This window comes from Marinobacter sp. AN1, from assembly GCF_026013985.1.
GTDB lineage: Bacteria > Pseudomonadota > Gammaproteobacteria > Pseudomonadales > Oleiphilaceae > Marinobacter > Marinobacter segnicrescens.
The window spans coordinates 256,030-276,342 of sequence record NZ_CP110342.1 but is presented as its reverse complement, the minus strand read 5'-3'; the positions used below and the strand labels follow the sequence as shown (position 1 = coordinate 276,342).

Annotated in this window: 17 protein-coding genes and 1 pseudogene; 6 read left to right on the top strand and 12 right to left on the bottom strand. The window is 60.4% G+C overall.

The window, feature by feature from the left end:
* Positions 1-4: 4 nt before the first annotated feature.
* Entirely contained in the window at positions 5-1,600 is a 1,596-nt protein-coding gene (locus LJ360_RS01230) for a class I adenylate-forming enzyme family protein (protein ID WP_264995007.1), read from the top strand.
* Positions 1,601-1,904: 304 nt separating this feature from the next.
* Here LJ360_RS01230 and LJ360_RS01225 read toward each other — a convergent pair whose 3' ends face one another.
* From LJ360_RS01225 to LJ360_RS01200, 6 genes are read right to left on the bottom strand one after another with little or no spacing between them, the layout of a single operon-like run.
* A complete protein-coding gene (locus LJ360_RS01225) occupies positions 1,905-3,707 on the bottom strand; it encodes an AMP-dependent synthetase/ligase (protein WP_091851498.1) in 1,803 nt (600 codons plus the stop codon).
* Positions 3,704-4,513, bottom strand: a complete 810-nt coding sequence (locus LJ360_RS01220) for an ABC transporter ATP-binding protein (RefSeq protein ID WP_264995006.1) — start codon at positions 4,511-4,513, stop codon at positions 3,704-3,706. Before LJ360_RS01220 ends, LJ360_RS01225 begins: the two co-directional genes overlap by 4 nt.
* A 7-nt stretch (positions 4,514-4,520) precedes the next feature.
* Positions 4,521-5,729: an ABC transporter substrate-binding protein gene (locus LJ360_RS01215; RefSeq protein ID WP_264995005.1), complete on the bottom strand. Its 1,209-nt coding sequence runs from the start codon at positions 5,727-5,729 to the stop codon at positions 4,521-4,523.
* Between the two features lie 60 nt (positions 5,730-5,789).
* Positions 5,790-6,833, bottom strand: coding sequence for a branched-chain amino acid ABC transporter permease (locus tag LJ360_RS01210; protein ID WP_091851507.1), 1,044 nt, complete (start codon positions 6,831-6,833; stop codon positions 5,790-5,792).
* A 1-nt stretch (position 6,834) separates the two neighbouring features.
* A complete protein-coding gene (locus LJ360_RS01205) occupies positions 6,835-7,713 on the bottom strand; it encodes a branched-chain amino acid ABC transporter permease (RefSeq protein WP_091851510.1) in 879 nt (292 codons plus the stop codon).
* Positions 7,713-8,525, bottom strand: coding sequence for an ABC transporter ATP-binding protein (locus LJ360_RS01200; protein WP_264995004.1), 813 nt, complete (start codon positions 8,523-8,525; stop codon positions 7,713-7,715). Before LJ360_RS01200 ends, LJ360_RS01205 begins: the two co-directional genes overlap by 1 nt.
* A 359-nt stretch (positions 8,526-8,884) precedes the next feature.
* Between LJ360_RS01200 and LJ360_RS01195 the strand changes: the two genes are divergently transcribed.
* The 5 genes and pseudogenes from LJ360_RS01195 (at position 8,885) to LJ360_RS01175 (ending at position 14,278) form a co-directional block, all read left to right on the top strand.
* The gene (locus LJ360_RS01195) at positions 8,885-9,958 is read left to right on the top strand and encodes a phosphotransferase family protein (protein ID WP_218144803.1); all 1,074 of its coding nucleotides are present in this window, start codon (positions 8,885-8,887) and stop codon (positions 9,956-9,958) included.
* Positions 9,959-10,084: 126 nt separating this feature from the next.
* Positions 10,085-11,182: a hypothetical protein gene (locus LJ360_RS01190; RefSeq protein ID WP_264995003.1), complete on the top strand. Its 1,098-nt coding sequence runs from the start codon at positions 10,085-10,087 to the stop codon at positions 11,180-11,182.
* 72 nt (positions 11,183-11,254) lie between these two features.
* Positions 11,255-12,568, top strand: a complete 1,314-nt coding sequence (locus LJ360_RS01185) for a TRAP transporter large permease (RefSeq protein ID WP_264995002.1) — start codon at positions 11,255-11,257, stop codon at positions 12,566-12,568.
* 9 nt (positions 12,569-12,577) lie between these two features.
* Positions 12,578-13,111: a TRAP transporter small permease gene (locus LJ360_RS01180; RefSeq protein WP_264995001.1), complete on the top strand. Its 534-nt coding sequence runs from the start codon at positions 12,578-12,580 to the stop codon at positions 13,109-13,111.
* A gap of 26 nt (positions 13,112-13,137) precedes the next feature.
* Positions 13,138-14,278 (top strand): annotated as a pseudogene (locus tag LJ360_RS01175) (acetyl-CoA C-acyltransferase).
* 60 nt (positions 14,279-14,338) lie between these two features.
* Here the strand turns inward: LJ360_RS01175 and LJ360_RS01170 are convergent.
* From LJ360_RS01170 to LJ360_RS01145, 6 genes are all read right to left on the bottom strand, one after another.
* On the bottom strand, positions 14,339-14,617 hold the full coding sequence (locus tag LJ360_RS01170) for a hypothetical protein (protein WP_264995000.1): 279 nt from the start codon (positions 14,615-14,617) through the stop codon (positions 14,339-14,341).
* Between the two features lie 256 nt (positions 14,618-14,873).
* Positions 14,874-16,079, bottom strand: coding sequence for a hypothetical protein (locus LJ360_RS01165; protein ID WP_264994999.1), 1,206 nt, complete (start codon positions 16,077-16,079; stop codon positions 14,874-14,876).
* Positions 16,080-16,357: 278 nt separating this feature from the next.
* Positions 16,358-17,182: a crotonase/enoyl-CoA hydratase family protein gene (locus LJ360_RS01160; RefSeq protein ID WP_091851529.1), complete on the bottom strand. Its 825-nt coding sequence runs from the start codon at positions 17,180-17,182 to the stop codon at positions 16,358-16,360.
* Positions 17,183-17,211: 29 nt separating this feature from the next.
* The gene (locus LJ360_RS01155) at positions 17,212-18,099 is read right to left on the bottom strand and encodes an SDR family oxidoreductase (RefSeq protein ID WP_091851533.1); all 888 of its coding nucleotides are present in this window, start codon (positions 18,097-18,099) and stop codon (positions 17,212-17,214) included.
* The gene (locus tag LJ360_RS01150) at positions 18,096-18,911 is read right to left on the bottom strand and encodes an enoyl-CoA hydratase/isomerase family protein (RefSeq protein WP_091851536.1); all 816 of its coding nucleotides are present in this window, start codon (positions 18,909-18,911) and stop codon (positions 18,096-18,098) included. Before LJ360_RS01150 ends, LJ360_RS01155 begins: the two co-directional genes overlap by 4 nt.
* Before the next feature lie 193 nt (positions 18,912-19,104).
* The gene (locus tag LJ360_RS01145) at positions 19,105-20,253 is read right to left on the bottom strand and encodes an acyl-CoA dehydrogenase (protein WP_264994998.1); all 1,149 of its coding nucleotides are present in this window, start codon (positions 20,251-20,253) and stop codon (positions 19,105-19,107) included.
* Positions 20,254-20,313 lie beyond the last annotated feature (60 nt).

Genomic DNA, 20,313 nt, shown 5'->3' with positions numbered 1-20,313 from the left:
CCCGATGAGCACCACCCCGAACTTTGCCATCCGCCATGAGCACCATTTCGGCGACCGTGTTGTACGCTGCTATCAGGAGCGTCCGGCCAGTGTGCTGGATTCGTTCCTGGCATCGGTGGAACGGGCACCGGAGGCAGACTGTATCGTTTGTGAAGGGCAGCGGCTGAGTTACCGGGAAGTGGCCGACCGGGCCGAGGCCATGGCTGCCCAGCTCCGGCACCGGGGTGTCGAGCACGGTGACCGGGTCGGCCTGCTGATCGGAAACAGCACCGAGCTGGTACTGACGGTACTCGGCGTTCTGCGGGCAGGGGCCATTGTCATGCCCCTGAACATCCGCGAACAGGGACCCGGGCTGCGTTACATGCTGGAGCATTCCGATGCAAGGGCGGTCGTCTTTGCCGGCGACCAGGGCAGTAAACTGCCCACGCCCGATGAACTGCCCAGCCTGAAACACCGCTTTGCCATCGGTGGCGGCGATGAGCACAGCGAGCCTTTCGAGAACCTGCTGAAGGATACCGGAACCACGTTGCCCCTGCCGTCAATCAAAGAGGAAGAACCGGCGGTCATCCTCTACACCTCCGGTACCACCGGCAAGCCCAAGGGCGTGATTCTCACTCACTTCAACATCATCCACTCGGTGATGCACTTCCAGCACACCATGGCGCTCGGAGACGGCGAGCGCACCTTGCTGGTAGCGCCGGGCAGCCACGTCACCGGGCTGGTGGCCAATATGCTGACCATGACCCACGTGGCCGGTGCCATCGTGGTCATCCCGGCCTTTGATGCGGTGGAAGCGGTGAGGTTGCTGGCGAAGGAGAAAGTGACCCACACCATCATGGTGCCGGCCATGTATAACCTGTGCCTGCTGCGCACCAACTTCCGTGACCATGACCTGAGCGCCTTCCGCATCGGCGGCTTTGGTGGCGCGCCCATGCCGGAAAGCACCATTGCCCAATTACGGGAGCAGCTACCAGACCTGGAGCTGATCAACGCCTACGGCGCCACCGAGACCACCTCCCCGTCCACCTGCCTGCCCCTGGGCGACGCCGGCGAGCATGCTGACAGCGTGGGGCAGCCTGTGCCCTGCGGTGATATCCGCATCATGGACGACCACGGCCGCGAGGTGGCCCCGGGGGAATCCGGCGAGTTGTGGATCAGTGGGCCCATGGTGTCACCGGGCTACTGGAACAACCCGGAAGCCAACGCCCGGGAGTTCACGGCCGGTCACTGGAAATCGGGGGATATTGGCTCCATGGACGAGCAGGGCTTTGTGCGGATATTCGACCGCAAGAAGGACATGATCAATCGGGGTGGCTACAACATCTATAGCGTGGAACTGGAGAACCTGATCATCAGTCACCCGGCGGTGGTGGAGTGCGCGGTGATTCCCCATCCGGATGAGGTACTGGGGGAGAAAATCCATGTGTTCGTCACCCAGGTGGACGGCGAGGAACTGAGCGAAGACGATATCCGCCAGTTCTGCCGGGAGAACCTGGCGGACTACAAGACACCAGACTACGTGACCATCCAGGACGAGCCTTTGCCTCGCAATGCCAATGGCAAACTGGTGAAGGCTGGGTTGAAGGAGCGGATTGCCTGAGATTTCGCGTTATGGAGTAAGGCCTGCGGTCGGAGGAGCTTAGGGTTCTGGAGTCCGGTCTGCGGCCGGGGGGCTTTCTCCACTGCAATTCAGGGGCCGTCCTGGCCCCCCTTGCACCGCGCCTTCCCTGCCGCTGTTCCGAAAGCCCCCCGGCCACAGCCCCCCGAACAGCGGTGATCACCTGACAAAACGACTATTCAGAATCCGGTATTTATGGAGCAGGCTGGCAGGAATTCACCCTCTCCCCTGGCGGGAGAGGGTCAGGGAGAGGGGGAAGCAGGCAAGCGAATAAGGTCAGATTCCCTCACGCATACAGCGACTCAATAACCTCCGTGTACTTCTCATAGATCTTGCTGCGCCGCACCTTCATGGTGGCCGTCACTTCGTCATCATCGTGGTCCAGCTCCTTGGTCAGCAGTGAAAAGCGCTTGATTTGCGCAACCTGGGGCAACTTGTCGTTACCCTTGTTGACTTCCTGCTGGATCAGCGCGTTGACCTGCTCATGCTCGGACAAGCTGCGGAAAGTCGTGTAGGCCACCCGCTCCTGCTCGGCCCACTTGGCCACCGTGTCGAAGTCGATCTGGATCAGCGCAGACACGTACTTGCGGGCCTCGCCAATGACGATGCACTCCTTGATATAGGGGCTCGCCTTGATGGTGTTTTCGATCTCCGTGGGTGACAGGTTCTTGCCCCCGGCGGTGATCATGATGTCCTTCAGGCGATCCACGATGCGCAGGTGTTCACCCTGCCACTCCCCGACATCGCCAGTATGCAGCCAGCCATCCTTCAGGGTCGTCGCGGTGGCTTCGTCGTTCTTGTAGTAACCCTGGAACATACTGTCGCCACGCAGGAGGATCTCGTTGAAGTCGCCGAGCTTGACCTCGACGCCCTTCACCGCCTTGCCTACGGTACCCAGCTGGATATCGTCAACCGGTTGGGCGGTCGCTACACCGGTACTTTCCGTCTGACCATAGACTTCCACCAGCGGCACGCCGATGGTGCGGAAGAACTCCAGGATACCTGAAGATATGGGCGCGGCACCGGTCATGGCGATGTGGCAGCGGCGCAGGCCCACATAGTTCTGTAATGCCCGGAATACCAGCCAGTACCAGAGGCCATAGCGGGCCTTGTCTGACAGGCTCCACTGCGCTTTCGGCCTTGTGGCCAAGGGCGCGCAGGCGGCCATGGCCCGGTTGAACAGGGACCGGCGCAGACGACCGGTTTCCTGGATCTTGATATAGATGGACGAGTGCAGCTTTTCCCAGATCCGGGGCACCCCCAGGAAGAAGGTGGGCGCAATTTCCCGCAGGTCCTCCTGCACGGTGCGCAGGCTCTCACCGAAACTCACCGTGCTGCCAACATACAATGGCCCGATATTGGTAAAGGCCTGTTCCGCAACATGGCACAGGGGCAGGTAAGAAAGGCTGGTGTCGTGTTCGCCGATATCCAGCAACTCGATCAGTCCCGGAGCGGCCGCATGCAGGTTACGCCAGGAAATCATGGCGCCCTTGGGCCGGCCGGTAGAGCCCGAGGTGTAGATCATCAGCGCGGTCTCATCCATTTGCTGGCCGTCCAACAGCTCGTCGACGATGCCCGGATGATCACGTTCGTAGGCGGCGCCCATGGCCTCCACATCCCCAAAGAACGTGGGAGGGTCCGGATAGTGGCGCAGACCCTTCATGTCGATAACAATGTTGTGCTTCAGGTGAGGCAGCTGGGACCAGGCTTCCAGGATCTTGTCGGTCTGTTCCTGGTCCTCACAGATCACCATGGTGGAATCGCTGTGCTCCAGGACATAGGCCACTTCGTTCCAGGGGCTGGTGGGGTAGACCCCAACGCAGATACCCCGCACCAGGCCGATGCCCATCTGGGCAATGACCCATTCCTCTCGGTTTTCGGAAATGATGGCTACGTGGCCACCGGGTTCGAGCCCCAGTGACCGTAGCCCCAGGCCAAACTGCCAGGCCCGGCGATAGTAGGTCTGCCAGTCAATGGCCTGCCAGATACCAAAATCTTTCTGGCGCAGGGCCAGGTCATGGGGCCGCTGGCGAGCATGCTCCCGCAGCATCTGCGGCAGGGTCAGTTCAGGTAGTGCAGGCGCTGTCATGAAAGCCACCGTTTGCGACGCTTGTAGTGCTTGATATCCCGGTAACTGCGGGCTTCGCCTTCCTTGCCACCAACGCCCAGGTAGAATTCCCTGACATCCTCGTTGTCGGTGAGTTTATCGGCCGGTCCATCAATTACGATCTTGCCGTTCTCCATGATGTAACCGTAGGAGGCTATGGCCAGTGACACTGCGGCGTTTTGCTCCACCAGCAGAATGGCCGTGCCCTGCTCCCGGTTGATACGGGCAACAATCTCGAAGATTTCCTCCACCAGCAGGGGCGCCAGGCCCAGGGATGGCTCGTCCAGCATGATGAGTTCAGGCTGGGCAATCAGCGCCCTGCCCAGGGCGAGCATCTGCTGCTCACCACCGGAAAGGTAACCCGCCAGCTGCCGCCGGCGTTCCTTCAGACGGGGAAAATAGTCATAGACCATTTCCTGCCCCCCACCGGCACCCTGCCCACGACCGGTCAGGGCGTAGGTGGCCGCCACCAGGTTTTCCTCCACGGTCAGGTCCTCGAACACCCGCCGGCCTTCCATGACGTGGAACAGCCCGTCCCGCACCATTTTTTCCGGGGGGCGTCCTTTCAGACTCTGCCCATTGAAGCGAATGTCCCCGGCCGTGACTTCACCATCCTCCAGGGACAGCAGCCCGGAAACACTCTTCAGGGTGGTGGACTTGCCGGCCCCGTTGGACCCCAGCAGTGCCACGATGGCACCGCGGGGAACCCTCAGGGACAGGCCCCGGAGGACCTGCACCGTCTTGTTGTAGACCACCTCGATGTTGTCGACTTCCAGAACGGCGTCCATAGTGGCCTCAGTCGAGGTGGATCCAGTCAGACACCGGCTCGTAACGACCTTCGCTGGCATTCACGCGCCAGATACGGCCCACCGGGAAGGACATATTCTTCACGGTCACCGGAATACCGATGATGCCGCCGGTGTCCCAGTCCTCGATGGAAGCCAGGGCTTCCGCCATATTGTCCCCGGTCAGCTCCTTGCCGGCGTCCAGGGTGCGCTTGACCACCTCGGTCCAGACCATGGCATTGAACCAGCCCTGCATGTAACCGGTCGGACGGTAGCCCGCTTCGGGGTCACTCTTCTCGGCCTGGGCACGAAGCGCATCCAGCATGGGTCCGCCTTCTTCACTGTCGTAGTAGTTGTAGGGCATGACACCCATGTAGCCGTCGGCATCCTCACCCATCTTGTCGATGATCAGCTTGTCAGACGACCAGAAAGTACCCATGAACTGGGTGTCCAGGCCCATCTGGCGCATCTGCACCATGAACTCGTTGATGGGCGACAGCACATAGCCGTGGAACACCACATAGTCCGGGCGGGCGCGGCGCATCTTCAGCACTTCGGCGGAGACATCCACACTGCCGGGCTTGGTGACGATCTCCTCAACTACTTCGATGCCCAGCTCGGCGGCCCGGGCCTTGCCGTTTTCAATGGGGTCCTTGCCGAACTCGGTATCGCTGTAGACGAACGCTACGGTGGGCATATCCCCCTCTTCACCCTGGCTGGCAATGTACTCCAGGATAATGCCGAACATCTGGCTGTAGTTGGGCCCCGGAATAAATTGATAGGGGTATTGCTCGTTGTTGGTCAGGGCCGTGGCGAACGAAGCACCGCTCATAAGCACGGAGTTCATTTCGTTCACTTCGGCTGCAATGGCCTTCATGAAACCGGTGCTGTCACCATAGTAGGTGGCCAGGTTCTCGTTACCGGAAATCTTCTTGAAGGCCGCCACGGAACGATCCACCTCGTAGGCCGTGTCTTCCATCACATACTCCACCGGATGGCCGTTGATACCGCCTTGATCGTTAAGCCAGTTGGTGTAGTCAGTCAGGCCGGCGTGGAGGTGAATACCGGCAAAGGCAAACACCCCGGACAGCGGAATGGAGCCGCCGAATACGATGGGGTCCTTGTCCTGGGCCATGACCGGTGCGGCCAGTCCCAGAGCGGCCACCACGCTGCCAATACCGGCCAGCCGGCGACCCTTTTGCATCAGTTGGTTGAACATGGGTCTTCTCCTTGCTTCTTGTTGTTGGTGTTGTCGGGTCTGTAATGGCCGTAGCGGTGTTCAGCTACGGAATGGCCACAGGTGGAAGAACCGGCGTACGCGCCGCCAGATCTCCGCCAGCCCGTGGGGCTCGAATATCAGGAAACCTACAATCAGGGCACCGAAAATAATCTCCAGCATGGGCGACATGAACACGGGCGCATTGGGCCAGATGGGGGTCATCACCGCCGTCAGCAGTTTCAGTGCTTCCGGTACCAGGGTCATGAAGGCCGCACCCAGTACGCCCCCCAGCAAGTTCCCCATACCGCCGACGATCACCGCTGCGAGGTAGAAAATCGACATGGACAAGGGGAAGCTCTCCGGGGTCACCACCCGGTAGAAATAGGCGAACAGGCCACCGGCGATGCCCGCATAGAAGGAACTCAGGGCAAAGGACATCAGCTTGTACTTGAGCAGTGGGATACCCAGGATTTCCGCCGAAATGTCCCGGTCACGGATAGCAATAAACGCCCGCCCGACCCGGGTGCGAAACAGGTTCTTTGCTCCGAACAGCGCCAGGACCGCCAGCGGCACGATGATGAAGTACATGGCGAAGTCACTGCGAAACTCCAGCCCGAACAGATGGGCCGGTTCCAGGCTAAGGCCTTCCATACCGCCCGTCACCGGCTCCCACTCGGCAAAGATAAAGTGCAGGAACACACTGGCCGCCAGGGTGGCAATGGCCAGGTACAGACCTTTCACGCGCAGGGATGGCAGGCCCACCAGTACGCCCACCGCTGCCGCCAGCAGCCCGGCCGCCAGCAGGGTGACGGGGAAAGGCAACCCGGTATTCAGGGAAAGCCAGGCCACGGTATAGGCGCCAACCCCCATAAAGCCCGCCTGTCCAAGGGATATCAGCCCGGTGTAACCGGTCAGGATATTCAGGCCAGTGGTGCTGATGACGGCGATGCCCACCAGGCATCCCAGATACAACAGATAGGAACTGGCCATGAAGGGGAAGGCCAATAATACGGCCAGCAGAAGGGCAAACCAGATTTTCTGGGTACTGCTCGTCCAGATGGCCTCGTCGGCCAGATACGTCTGTTTGGCGTCGCCGATGCGCATTTTATACCCGTTCTATCTCGTGAGTGCCGAAGAGGCCATAAGGTTTGAACACCAGGATCACCGCAAGTACCGCAAAGGTCGCCGGCATGCGGTACTCCCCGCCCAGGTAGGCGCCGGCCACGGTTTCCAGCCAGCCGATAAACACCCCGGCGATCAATGCGCCGAGGATGCTGTCGAGACCGCCGACGATAACCACCACCAGCACACTCAGGCCGATAATCCCGAACTGCGGACTCAGACCCCCGGTAGCCGCCACCAGGATGCCTGCCAGGGAGGCCGCCAGGGAACCAAATACCCAGGCCAGGTTGAACACCCGGCGCACATTGATACCCATGGAATAGGCCGCCGCCTGGTCTGAGGCCGTAGCCCGGAGCGCCACGCCGCCCCGGGAGAAGCGGAAATACAGCAAATAAAGGATCAACATGGCCATGCCGATCAGGAAGCCATAGGCGATCTTGGGGGCCAGGTAGAGTTCGCCGATGAACACCGGTTCACGGGGCAGGAAGGAGGGCAGCAACTGGGGATCGGCCGTCCAGATCAGCTCCACCAGCCCCACCAGGATACTGGCGATACCGATGGTGACCATGACCACGGAAATCGGGGACTCCCCCAGCATAGGCCGGATCATGGTTTTCTCGATCACACCGCCGAGCAGCGCACCGCCAAGGACCGCCAGTGGCACCGCCACCCAGGGGGATATTTCCATGCCACCGGCAAAGGCCAGGAACAGGTAGGCAGCAAACATCATGATTTCGCCGATGGCGAAGTTGATGACTCGCGTCGCCTTGTAAATGATAACGAACCCCAGGGCGATCAGGGCATAGAGCCCGCCCATGGCCAGGCCGGCCAGGCTGATCTCACCGAAAAACAGCCAGTCCATCAGGCGGCCTCCCGGTCCGGGTTGAGCCGCTTGCGCAGGTCATCAATGTCGCTGTTGCCCAAGTAGGCCTTGATCACGTCCGGGTTCTGCTGGACGTCTTGCGGCTTGCCTTCGGCGATGACCTGGCCGAAGTTCAGCACGGCGATATGGTCCGAGATATCCATCACCATGCCCATGTCGTGCTCCACCATCAGCACGGTAACGTCCCACTCTTCCCGGATATCCAGGATAAAACGCGCCATATCCTCTTTTTCTTCCCGGTTCATGCCTGCGACCGGCTCGTCCAGCATGAGCACCTTCGGCCGCATGGCCAGGGCCCGGGCCAGTTCGACCCGCTTCTGCAGGCCATAGGGCAGGCTGGCCACTGGCTGGCGCCGGATATGGTCAATTTCGAGGAAGTCGATAATGCGCCGCTCCACCTCTTCGCGGATTTCCATTTCCTCCCGACGGGCGCGGCCATAATAAGCCAGTGATCCCAACAGGCCGGTTTTCATATGGACGTGGGCGCCAAGCTTGATGTTATCCAGCACAGTCATACCCCGGAACAGGGCAATATTCTGGAAAGTACGGGCCAGGCCGAGGGCCGCCCGCTTCGGGGGTTTGATACCCCTGAGGGGGTCACCCTGGTAACGGATTTCACCCTGCTGGGGTTTGTAGAAACCGGAGATACAATTGAACAGCGAGGTCTTGCCAGCACCGTTGGGACCGATCACGGTGGTGATAGTGTCCTTTGGCACGTGGAAGCTGACATCCTGCAGGGCATGCACGCCACCAAAGGACAGTGACAGCTGGCTGATTTCCAGTATGTTCACAGCGCCTCCATGTACTGACCCGCATCCACCCTTCGGTTACTCAACCGGGCGGATCAATACCAGGAGCGGATCTGTAGTTGTTGTTTTTATCTTTCCGGTAGATTGCGGGGGCGTCTCATGGAAAAAATCGTCCATTCCGACGATATTTCAGATAGTGGCGTTGAGAAGTCGATCCCGGAACTGAAACGCATAAGAGAGAAGGACAAAATCGTCTATTGCGACGATTGGGGGGCACACAGGGTGGCCTATTGTCGACCCAACCCCAGAAAACAATCATCCGCCGTCGCCAGCGTTCCCCGCAGCCCTTTGCACCCGGGCCGGGCAGAAGCGCCGACACCCGTACCACAAGGGCCTTGCCAATGAGTGACCGCAGTAACACGCAAGCCAGCCAGTCTGACCGCAAAACCGATTTCGAGCCAGGGGCCCTGGTTGACTACCTGAACAACCAGGTCCCGGGCATGGCCAATCTGGACGCCGGACAGGTCGAGATCACACCCATCTCCGGCGGCCAGTCCAACCCCACCTATTTCGTGACGGTTGGTGAGCGCAGACTGGTTCTGCGCAAGGCACCCAACGGCGAATTGCTGCCCGGCGCCCACCGGGTAGACCGGGAATACCGCATCATGGATGCCTTGGCCGGCTCCGGGGTACCGGTGCCCGAGATGGTGCGACTGGAACAGGACAAGTCTGTGCTGGGCGCCCCCTTCTACCTGATGGAGCGCCTGGATGGTCAGGTGTTCCATGAAAGCACCCTGCCCGATCACACGCCGGAAGCACGGTCCGCCATCTACAAACACAAGGCCCAGGTGCTGGCCAACCTGCACCGGGTGAACCTGGCTGAAAAGGGCCTGGAGGATTACGGCCGCACCGGACCCTTCTTCACCCGCCAGATCCACCGCTGGACCAAGCAGTGGGAACTGTCCAAGACCCGGGAAATCCCGGAGATAGACCAGCTCGCAAAATGGCTGGCGGAAAACGACGACGGTGATGAAACCTCCACCCTGGTGCACGGCGACTACCGCATCGGCAACCTGATGCTGCATCCCAGCGAGCCGCGAATCGTCGGCGTTCTTGACTGGGAGCTGTCCACCCTGGGCCACCCGCTGGCGGACCTGGCCCATGCTACCGCCATGTGGCACATCACACCGGAAGAGTACGGCGGCCTGATGGGCGCCGACCTGAAAGCCCTGGGCATTCCCGAACGCCAGCAATTTGAAGAGACCTACCTGGCGGCGGCCGGATTCAGTAACGGGCTGACCACCTTCCACCATGCCTTCGCCCTGTTCCGCTGGGCCGTGATATTCCAGGGCATCGCCAAGCGCGCCGAGTCCGGTAACGCCGCCTCGGAGAATGCCGCCACTGTTGGCGCCCTCGCCGTTGCCCTGGGCCGCCGGGGCGCAGAGTTATTGTCAGGCGATCGCCTGTCGAGCTGACGCTGTATCTGTTTTAACGGAGTCACTTGCCCCCGGCCCGAACGGCCGGGGAAGCACGGAAGCCGCACACAACAAATACAACACGCAACAGCAGGTGGCCCTGACCGGGGTCACAGGAGGATCGTAATGAGCAGCAATCTTGTCAGAATAACCGCCGCCGGCCTGCTCGCCGGCTCAGTGGCACTGGCTGGCGCAGCCAGTGCCGAAACCCTGCGAATTTCATCGGGTATCGGCCAGCAGCATTTCTGGGCCGGTGAGCACATGGACCCGTTCATGGAGGCGATTGAGGCAGCCGATATCGGCATTGACTTCGAAGCCTATTACTCCGGCTCACTGGTAACACCCGGCCAGGAACTGGGCGGCCTGCAGGACGGCATTATCCACGTAGCCGCCCCGCTGCTGGCGCCCTACCATGAAGGCCGCTTCCCGCTGTCCGATGTAACGCAACTGCCCACACTGGAAACCACATCAGAGCTGGTCACCGATGCACTGCTGGAGCTGATGGACTCCGACCAGGAACTGAAAGACGGCAAGTCCTTCTATGAATATGAACTGGGTGATAAAGGCATCCGGGGCTGGCCGGTAGGTGCCACTTCCGCCTACTCACTGGCCACCACCGGTATCGAACTGAAAGAGCCTTCCGACATCAAGGGACTGCCCATCCGCGCCGGCTCCCCGCTGCATACCATCCTGCTGGAAGAGCTGGGCGCAACACCGGTTACCATGACCAGCGCCGACTCCTATGAGGCGCTGTCGCGGAACACAGTGGAAGGCACCATCCTGTCAGTGGCCGACTGGCCGTCCTATTCCTTTGAGGACCTGCTTGAATACGCCATCACCGGCATTTCCATGGGTCACTGGGAAAGTTATCTGTCGATGACCGAAGAGACCTGGCAGGGGCTCACCCAGGAACAGCGCGAGACCTGGGATCGCATTGCAAGGGAAGTCGCCATGGAGAACGCCCGCTACATCGACAAGCGGGAAGTCACCGTTCGTGAGAACACCAGCGCAGACGGCACCACCTTCGTGGAAGTCAGTGAGCTCTCCGAGGACATGCAGACCCATATGTCCAACGCAGCCAGTCAGACCTGGATCCGCTGGATCGAACAGCTTGAGGGGAATGGTCACCCTGCCAAGGCAGCCGCCCGGCAGTGGGCAGAGCTGATCATCGAGCGCGGCGGGAAGATCCCCGAAGGCGCTGCAGAATACCTCCAACTCAACTGACCTGGTCAAGGGTGCGGTGATGGCCCGGCCATCGCCGTACCGCCTTTTCCCAAACCCTGCGGGTGACTTGCTGTGTCTGCAACGACTGCTATCTGGATTGTCATTGCCTGGTTTGCCATCTTTCTGACCCTGGGTCAGAACGTCGCTACCGTGCTGTTTGGGGCCGGCATTGTCGGCATTGCCCTGTACATTGGCACCGGCCCATTGGGGGGTATCATAGGCCCCGACACATTCTACACTGCCTCCATCTATTCCCTGTCCATTGTCCCACTGTATCTGCTAATGGCGCAGATGCTGTTACGGGGCGGGATCATCAATGACCTGTTCCAGGTCGGCCATCGCATGTCCGGTTATCGGCGCTTTCCGCTGGGCGTGGCGACCATCGTTACCGGGTCGCTGCTTGGCGCCGTGTCCGGTTCCGGCGCAGCCAGCTCTGCTTCACTGGCCGCGGTAGCCTCCCCGGAACTGGAAAAACTGGGTTATACCCGCCGATTTTCCCTGAGTATCGCCGCCGTTGCGGGATCGCTGTCGGCCATCGTTCCGCCGAGCCTGATCATGATTATCTATGGCTCACTCACGTCGGTACCCATTGGTCATCTTTTCATTGGTGCCATCGGACCCGCCGTGCTGTGCATTCTGATCTACGTGGTATGTCTGAAGGTGTTCGGCGAAACCCGCCACGACGCCCAGGCAGACGGCACCGTGCCCGACGAGCCGGAGCCGGCGGACAGCCGCCGCAAGAGCCGCAATGCATTCCTGTTCGTGGTTACCCTGATGGTGGTGGTGTTCGGCGGCATCTACGGCGGCATCATTACCGTCGCCGAAGCCGGCGCCATTGGCGCCTTCACGGCCATGTTGGGCATGATCGCCATGCGCCGCGTCAGCCGCCAGGATATCTTCCTGGCCCTGTCCGAGTCTGTGAAGATAACTGCCGCGCTGATGATGCTGGTATTGGGTGCCAAGATCTTCGCCCGCTTCCTCACCTTCTCGCGACTGCCAAATGAACTGATTGCCGTTATGGAACCGGTGCTGGCAAACCCGGGCCTGGTGGCAGTGATTCTGCTGGCCGTTTTCTTCCTTGCCGGCATGTTCCTGGAGTCCGCCGCCGTTATCGTGCTGCTGGTTCCCATCATCCTGCCATTGCTGCAAGCTGCCAATATCGACCTGTTGTGGTTCGGGGTCAGTGCCTCGACCATGATTGCCCTGGGCCTGCTAACACCACCAGTGGGCCTGGCCAGTTTCGCGGCAGCCAGTGCAGCCAACCACCCGGCCTCACAGGTTTTCCGTGGCGCCACCATCTTCGCCGTGGCAGCAGGGGTGATCGTGACGGCCTTGCTGCTGGTGTTCCCGTCCGTCGTGACCTGGCTACCGGCACAGATGCGCTAAGGAGGTTTTATGGGATTCTGGCAAAGACTCGGCAAACTGGAAGGTGGCCTGGCCTCGGTCGGGGCCGGCTTCTGCCTGTTCGCGATTATGATCATGACCGTGCTGAGCGTTCTAGGGCGCTACGTTTTCAACGTAGACCTGATACCCGGCGGTTATAACCTGATTGAGCGTGTGGCCTTCCCGCTACTGGTTTTCTGGGCCATTCCCCTGGCCCACCGGGACGGCATGTTCCCGAAGTTCGATATGTTGCAGGCCAAGTTGCCGCCCCTCGTTCACCGCATTCTGGCGTCCCTCGTGCTGCTGGTGGAGATCATCATTTTCCTGGTGGTGATGTGGTACGTCACCGAGTTCGCCTGGAAGTCGGCAGAGAGCGGACGGCAATTCCAGATCAGCTCGACCCACTGGCCCATATGGCCGGTAATCCTTATGGTGCCGCTGGCGTTCGGGCTCATGCTGCTGGAGATGTTCCGCCTGCTCTGGGTTACCGCCACAGGCCGCGATACACTGAATCAGACGACTGAACACAAGGGTGAATCACCGTGAGCAATGATCCGATTGTAATTACCAGTATGGCCCGCACCCCCATGGGGGCTTTCAGGGCGACCTGAAAACCTGTCCGGCACCGACCTGGGTGCAATGGCACTCAAGGCCGCCATTGAACGTTCCTCGCTGGGCAGCAAGGATGTTAGTGAAGTCATGATGGGCAACGTGCTGCCTGCCGGCCTGGGCCAGGCCCCTGCACGCCAGGCCGCCCTGGGCGCCGGGCTGGATCTGTCCACCCCCTGCACCACCATCAGCAAGGTGTGCGGCTCCGGCATGAAAGCAGCCATGCTGGCCCATGATCTGATTGCCGTGGGCAGCGCCAACATCATCGCCGCCGGCGGTATGGAAAGCATGACCAATGCTCCCTACCTGGTCCCTAAAATGCGTAGCGGCGCCCGCCTGGGCCACGCCGAGATGCTCGACCACATGTTCTTCGACGGCCTGGAAGACGCCTACGAAAAGGGCCGGCTGATGGGCACCTTCGCCGAGTCCTGCGCGGACCACTACAGCTTCACCCGGGAGCAGCAGGACGAGTACGCCCTGGCCTCCCTGGACCGGGCCCTGAAGGCCATCGAGAAAGGCCATTTCCGCAACGAAATCGTCACCGTGGATACGGGCCGGGGCACCGTGGACACCGACGAGCAACCGGGCAAGGCCCGGCCCGAGAAAATCCCCACCCTCAAACCCGCTTTCCGCAAGGATGGTACGGTAACTGCGGCCAACGCCTCCTCCATTTCCGATGGTGGCGCCGCCCTGGTGCTGATGAGGCAGTCAGAAGCTGAGAGACGGGGCCTGAAACCACTCGCCGCCATTCGCGGTCACAGCAGCCACGCCCGGGCCCCGGAATGGTTTACCACCGCACCGGTGGGTGCCATTGGGCAACTGATGGAAAAAACCGGCTGGAACGTGTCGGATGTGGACCTGTTTGAAATCAACGAAGCCTTCGCGGTGGTTCCGCTTGCAGCCATGAAGGAACTGGACATTCCCCACGACAAGGTCAACGTCCACGGCGGCGCCTGCGCGCTGGGTCACCCACTCGGAGCATCCGGAGCGCGTATTATCGTGACCTTGCTGGGCGCCCTGGAAACCTATGATCTGAAGCGGGGTGTGGCGTCACTGTGTATTGGTGGGGGTGAGGCTACGGCTATTGCGGTGGAGCGGTTGTAATCGTCGGAATGGTTTACTGCCAACCCCCGGCTCCTTTTAAACGCGGGGTTTGGCAGCAAATTACAACTTCCATCGGCTTTTGAGAGCATCGACAAGCGCTACCAGATCTTCCCTCGACCACTCGAATTCAGGCCCCATATCCATGAGCGCGAGAGAGTCCAGAAGGTCGAGAAGTTCTGTATCCAGGTTCCTCAAGGAATCAAGCCGTGCTTCATAAGCCCAGCGGGCAATCTCAGAAACAGAGCTCTTCTCTCCCCGAGCAACGAGATACTCAAGCTGCTCCAAGACCTCATTTTCATCCAAAGCAACCTCGAAAATTACAGCTCGACCAACATCCACTCGCCGCTGCGGGCCTCATCCTGCGATAAGAGTACCTCATCCGTAGTCTCTAACGCCCGCTGGTCCAGCGCATCTGCTTTTCTGAGCATATGCCTCTCACCCGATATTATGAGGGTCTGCCGGATATCATCTCCATTCTGCAACCTGAGACTTTTCCCTGTAAGAGCGCCACTAACACTGCCACCAGAGCACGAAAGTATGGTAGTTCCGTCGGACAGATTAAACTTTTCGCGTACTATCATTCTCACTCCCATCTCTACAGACCTTTATTCTTAAGTATCTCGAGAATTGAGACATCTTCTTGACCTATGCCCAATATCCGCCTATGCCGTATCATAAAATCCTTTACGTGTGTCTCCGCACTGCCAAACCCGCTTGTCCCTAAGCGCTCGGTGATTCCCAGCCTGGTTTGCGTGCCGTGTAAGAACTCCTCCAACAGCGCCGCCTTGCTCGGATTTTCACGTAAAAGTATATGAGTATTATTGACTCCGCCTACAGACGCTTCAGCACCGAAATAATCCAGCATACGAAGCTCTTCCGACTCCGGCTGAGCGATTACCACATCGCGTTTTTTGGATACCGCTGAAATTAGTTCTGGCGAGGCGGGTTCCACTCCTTTTAAGTCGTCGACACTACGCATCCTGATTATGTCGGGAACCTTTTTGGTGACAAAAATACTCGCCACAGCCGGCGTAATTTCGCCAGCAGCACGGCCGTCACCGCCCACCGCATCTACCACCTTGCTACCCAAGGCTCGGAAACTCTCGCCGATCCCCTGCCAGTACTCGGCGACTTTCGGGTTCATGCCCTTGGGCGACAACGCAGACACCAGGCCTACGGTGTTCCCTATGAAGCTTCCGAAGTTTTCCACTGGTTTGAACACGGGGTACATGACATTACCCCAGCCAGATGTATTGTTGTACAGCTCGGTCTGTTCGGCGGCAATGTCCGATGAGATTGCCGACACGGTGTCCGTCAGCCCACTCGCGTAGTCCTCTCCCCAAGTGCCGGGCCTGTTGACCGGCCCGGGGCCCGAGACCCTGGGTCGATCCATCGGGAGGCCCGGTCCGTTCAGGACACCGATATCCAAAAATTCCGCCTCCCCTTCTGGCGGACCGTCTTTTAAAAGACTCGGAATATTCCGCTCCAGGTTAGGCTCGAGATAAACAAACAGCTCACCCCGATGGATCTTGTCCGTCAGGTCGGAAACCAGTTCACTGAGATTGCGCGGGCGGGTCCAGGGCTTCTGGAAGACCAGTTGCCAGACGTCGAGCAGACGGTAATTGAAGGGGTCGCCGGTGACTGACCGGCTCAGGCGTAGCAAATGGTCGCGGGCGTAGGCGCGGTCATGGTGGAAGGCCAGGCGGGGGCCTTCGAAGCAATCATCGCCGTGGTAACGCCGGGTGAAGGAATAGATACGGCCCAGCGGGCCCACTATCCGGATGGGGTCCTGATATAACATCCCTGTCGTCCCTGTGTGGATTGAATCCTTGATACTCCGTCCAGACTCCCTGGTCCGGAGATGGTATGAAACCCCTTTTGGCTGATTTCGTCAACTTGGCTGAGGAACCGAGTGCACAGTTCGAGCGACTGAGGCGGTACGCCTGGGCAGCAGGTTATCAAGAGGTTACCGGGACGCCCCGGGATTCGCCGCTCCACCCTCTACCCAACCCTCTCCCATCGAGGGAGAGGGGGTACTCTTTGCTAATCCTGTCAGTCAGGGGGCGACGAGGGCAATGATTATAGCTTCGGATCAGCAAACTTCGGTGCCCGCTTTTCCAGATTGGCGTAGACCGCCTCGACCTGGTTAGGGCTGCCGATGATCCGGTCCTGCTCCCGGGACTCCTCCAGCAGGATGCGAGCGGCCTGTTCCTTCGGTGTGATGGCATTGTTGAGCATACGCTTCATGGCACGGATGGCGTCCGGGCTCTTGCCGGCGATGGTCTGGGCCATGGCCAGGGCTTCTTCCCTGGGATTACCACCGATATGGGTCACCATACCCAGCTCGCCGGCCTCCTGGCCACTCAACACACGGCCGGTATAGCACAGTTCCCGGAACACATCGGCGCGTACCAGCTCATTGAGCAACACCATGCCGCCCATATCCGGCACCAGGCCCCATTTGATTTCCATGACGGCCCACTGGGAGTCCGGGGTGGCGAAGCGTACATCTGCCCCCAGGGCGATCTGCAGCCCGCCACCGAAGCAGACACCGTGCACGGCCGCAATCACCGGCACCGGCAACTCCCGCCACACCATGGCCACGTACTGGGCCAGGTTGGAGTCACCGTGGGTGCGTGGCTCAAGGCCATTGCCGCCCACACCGGCACCACCACCCTCGGCCATTTTCGAGAAATTCCCCATATCCAGGCCGGCACAGAAACAACGACCTTCACCGCTGATCACCACCGCCCGCAGGGTGGGATCCTTCTTCAGTTCCTCACCAACGTTGGCCAGGTTTGTGAACATGCCGGTGTCCAGCGCGTTCATCTTGTCAGGGCGGTTCAGGCGAACCTCCACCACACCTTCGTATTCGGTACGAATGACCTGTACGGTTTCGGACATAGTGAGTTCCTCAATAACAGCAGGCCGGCTCAGGTAGAGCGCTTGGCCTTGTCCTGGTTGTTGACTTCGGTAATGGCTTCCCGGGCCCGGCGCCACTCGTCATCGCCCCATGCCGACAGGGCTGAGAAATTGGCACCGTCGGCCTGGTACTGGCCACCATCGATTGCAATGGTCTGACCGTTCACGTATTCGGCGCCCGGCCCCAGCAGGAACACGGCGAGGTTGGCCAGTTCGGGATAGCGGCCAGGCCGGCCCATGGGGCTGTCGCCCAGGTCCATCTTGCCCAGCGGCCCCAGCCGCTTGCTCATGCCCTCGGTGGGGAACAGGCCCGGAGCGATGGCATTCAGGCGGATGCCCCGGTTGCCCCACTCTACCGCAAGTGACTGGGTCATGGCATTAATGCCGGCCTTGGACATCGCCGAAGGCACCACAAACGGTGAGCCGTTCCAGACCCAGGTGGTGACAATAGACACCACCGACGCCGGCTTGCCCTCCGCCAGCCAGCGCTTGCCGCAGCTCTGGGTGACCAGGAAGCTGCCCCGGAATACGATATTGGCGACGGCGTCAAAGGCCCGGTGGGAAAGGTCCTCGGTACGGCTGACGAAGTTGCCGGCCGCATTGTTGACCAGGCCGGTCAGTGCCCCGCCGTCATCCCAGATCTGCTGGACCATGTCATCAATGGCCTCGGGACTGCGGATATCACAGGGAATGGGAGTCACCTTGCCACCGTGCCGACCCATCAGCTCGTTGGCGGTTTCTTCCAGCACGCTGCCACGACGGCCGCAGATATAAACGTGCGCCCCCAGGATCAGGCAGGCCTCCGCCATTTCCTTGCCCAGACCAGTGCCACCACCGGTCACCAGGATACGCTCCCCGTTCAGGAGGCCTTCGCGGTACATCAGTTCTTCTGCTTTCATGATTGTTCTCCGTCAGCGGAATATCGGGGTTCACGTTTCTCGAGGAAGGCACTCACACCCTCACGGAAGTCATCGTCCTGGATACACAAGATCTGGTTGCGGTCTTCCAGGGCGACGACGGCCTCCAGGCTCTGGGCATCGATTGCCAGCCCCAGGGCCTCCTTGGTCAGCCTCAGCCCCAGGGGGGTGGCCCGCAGCATGTCGGCGACCAAACCTTCAGCGTGGTCATGGAGCTGCTCCAGGGGGGCCACCAGGCTGGTAAGACCCAGCTCCCTGGCCCGCTCCGCGTCAATAAATCGGCCGGTCAGCAGGTATTCGGCAGCAACGGAGGCCCCCACCATGCGGGGCAGGAAGTAGCTCACGCCCACATCACAGCCACTGAGGCCCAGCTTGATAAATGCCGCGTTCATGCGGGCATCGGGCGTCAGCAGACGAATATCGCTGGCCAGGGCGATGGCAAAGCCACCACCACTGGCGGAACCCTGGACAATGCTGATGATCGGCTGCGGGCAGCGGCGCATGGCCACCATGATGTCCCGCACGGCCCGCTGCTCATCCAGCGCACCGCCGACCCTCGGGTTAATAGGCGTCTGGGCCTGTTCCTTGAGGTCCAGCCCGGCGCAGAAGGCCCGGCCTTCCGCTGCCATTACCACCACCCGGATATCACGGCGGTAATAGAGTTCATTGAAATAGCTTCGCAACGCCTGAATCAGAGGACGATCCAGTGCATTCAGGGCATCTGGCCGCGCCAGGGTCAGCCGGGCGACGCCGCCGGACTCTTCGATTTTCAGGGATGGGGGTAGATCAGACATGGTCGGGTTCCTCGCCAACGGGTGCTGCAACACAGGGCAGGCAACGGGTAAAAGGACAGTTATGTCATGATCATTTGGTGAGCATGCTTATACATCGTCGGAACAGACGAACCGTCATGTCAGGATGAAAAAGGCAGGAAAACCGCCTCATCCATGAGGCTGGACGACTAGTGTCCCGACGGGACACTTGCGGTCAGAGCAGGTTCTTGAGTTCCCGGGCAATCAGCAGGCGTTGCACCTCACTGGTGCCTTCGTAGATCTGGGTGATGCGGGCATCCCGGTACAGCCGCTCGACGGTGTAGTCTTCCAGGTACCCATAGCCACCGTGAATCTGAATGGCGTGGGAGCAAACCTCTTCGGCCAGTTCGCTGGCAAACAGCTTGGCCTGGGAGGCTTCCGACAGGCAGGGCTGGCCGGCGGTTTTGAGGCGGGCAGCGTGGACCACCAGCAACCGGGCTGCATTAAGGCGCGTGTGCATATCCGCCAGCATGTTGGCGATGCTCTGGTGCTCGGTCAGTGGTACACCGAACTGCTGCCGCTCACGGGCGTATTTCAGGGCCGCTTCGAAGGAGGCGCGGGCCACGCCCACTGCCTGGGCCGCAATACCGATACGCCCCCCTTCCAGATTGGACAGGGCAATGGACAGGCCCTTGCCCCGCTGTCCCAGGAGGTTCGCCTCGGGAATACGGCAATCGTCCAGGGTAATGGCGCAGGTATCAGAGCCACGAATACCCAGCTTGTGCTCCATCCGGTCCACTTTAAAGCCGGGGTTGTCGGTGGGCACCAGGAAGGCAGACAGGCCTCGCTTGCCCTGATCCGGGTCGGTCACCGCGAAGACCACGGCAAGACCAGCCCGCTTGCCATTGGTGATGAACTGCTTGGCACCGTTCAGCACCCATTCACCGTCCTTCAGCTCGGCCCGGGTCTTCAGGGCATGGGCTTCGGAACCGGCCTGGGGCTCGGTCAGGCAGAAGCAGCCGATGGTCTCACCACTGGCCAGGGACGGCAGCCACTGTTTTTTCTGCTCCTCGGTGCCATAGTTGAGCACCGGGGCACAACCTACGGAATTGTGGACACTCATCAGGGTGCTGGTGGCACAGCAGCCCGCTGCCACTTCCTCTACGGCGAGGGAGTAGGCGACATAATCCACGAAGCTTCCACCCCACTCTTCCGGCACCACCATGCCCAGCAGGCCCAGTTCGCCCATCTGCCGGATCACGGCGTCATCAATGTAGCCGGACTTGTCCCATTCCGCCGCCCGCGGGGCCAGTTCACTCTGGGCAAACTGGCGGGCCATGTCGCGGATCATCCGCTGGTCTTCGTTGAATTCAATGTCCTGCATGGTGGTGATCTCTTTTTTGTTCTCTGCAATGGTCAGTGGTCAGATGTAACCAGACACTGT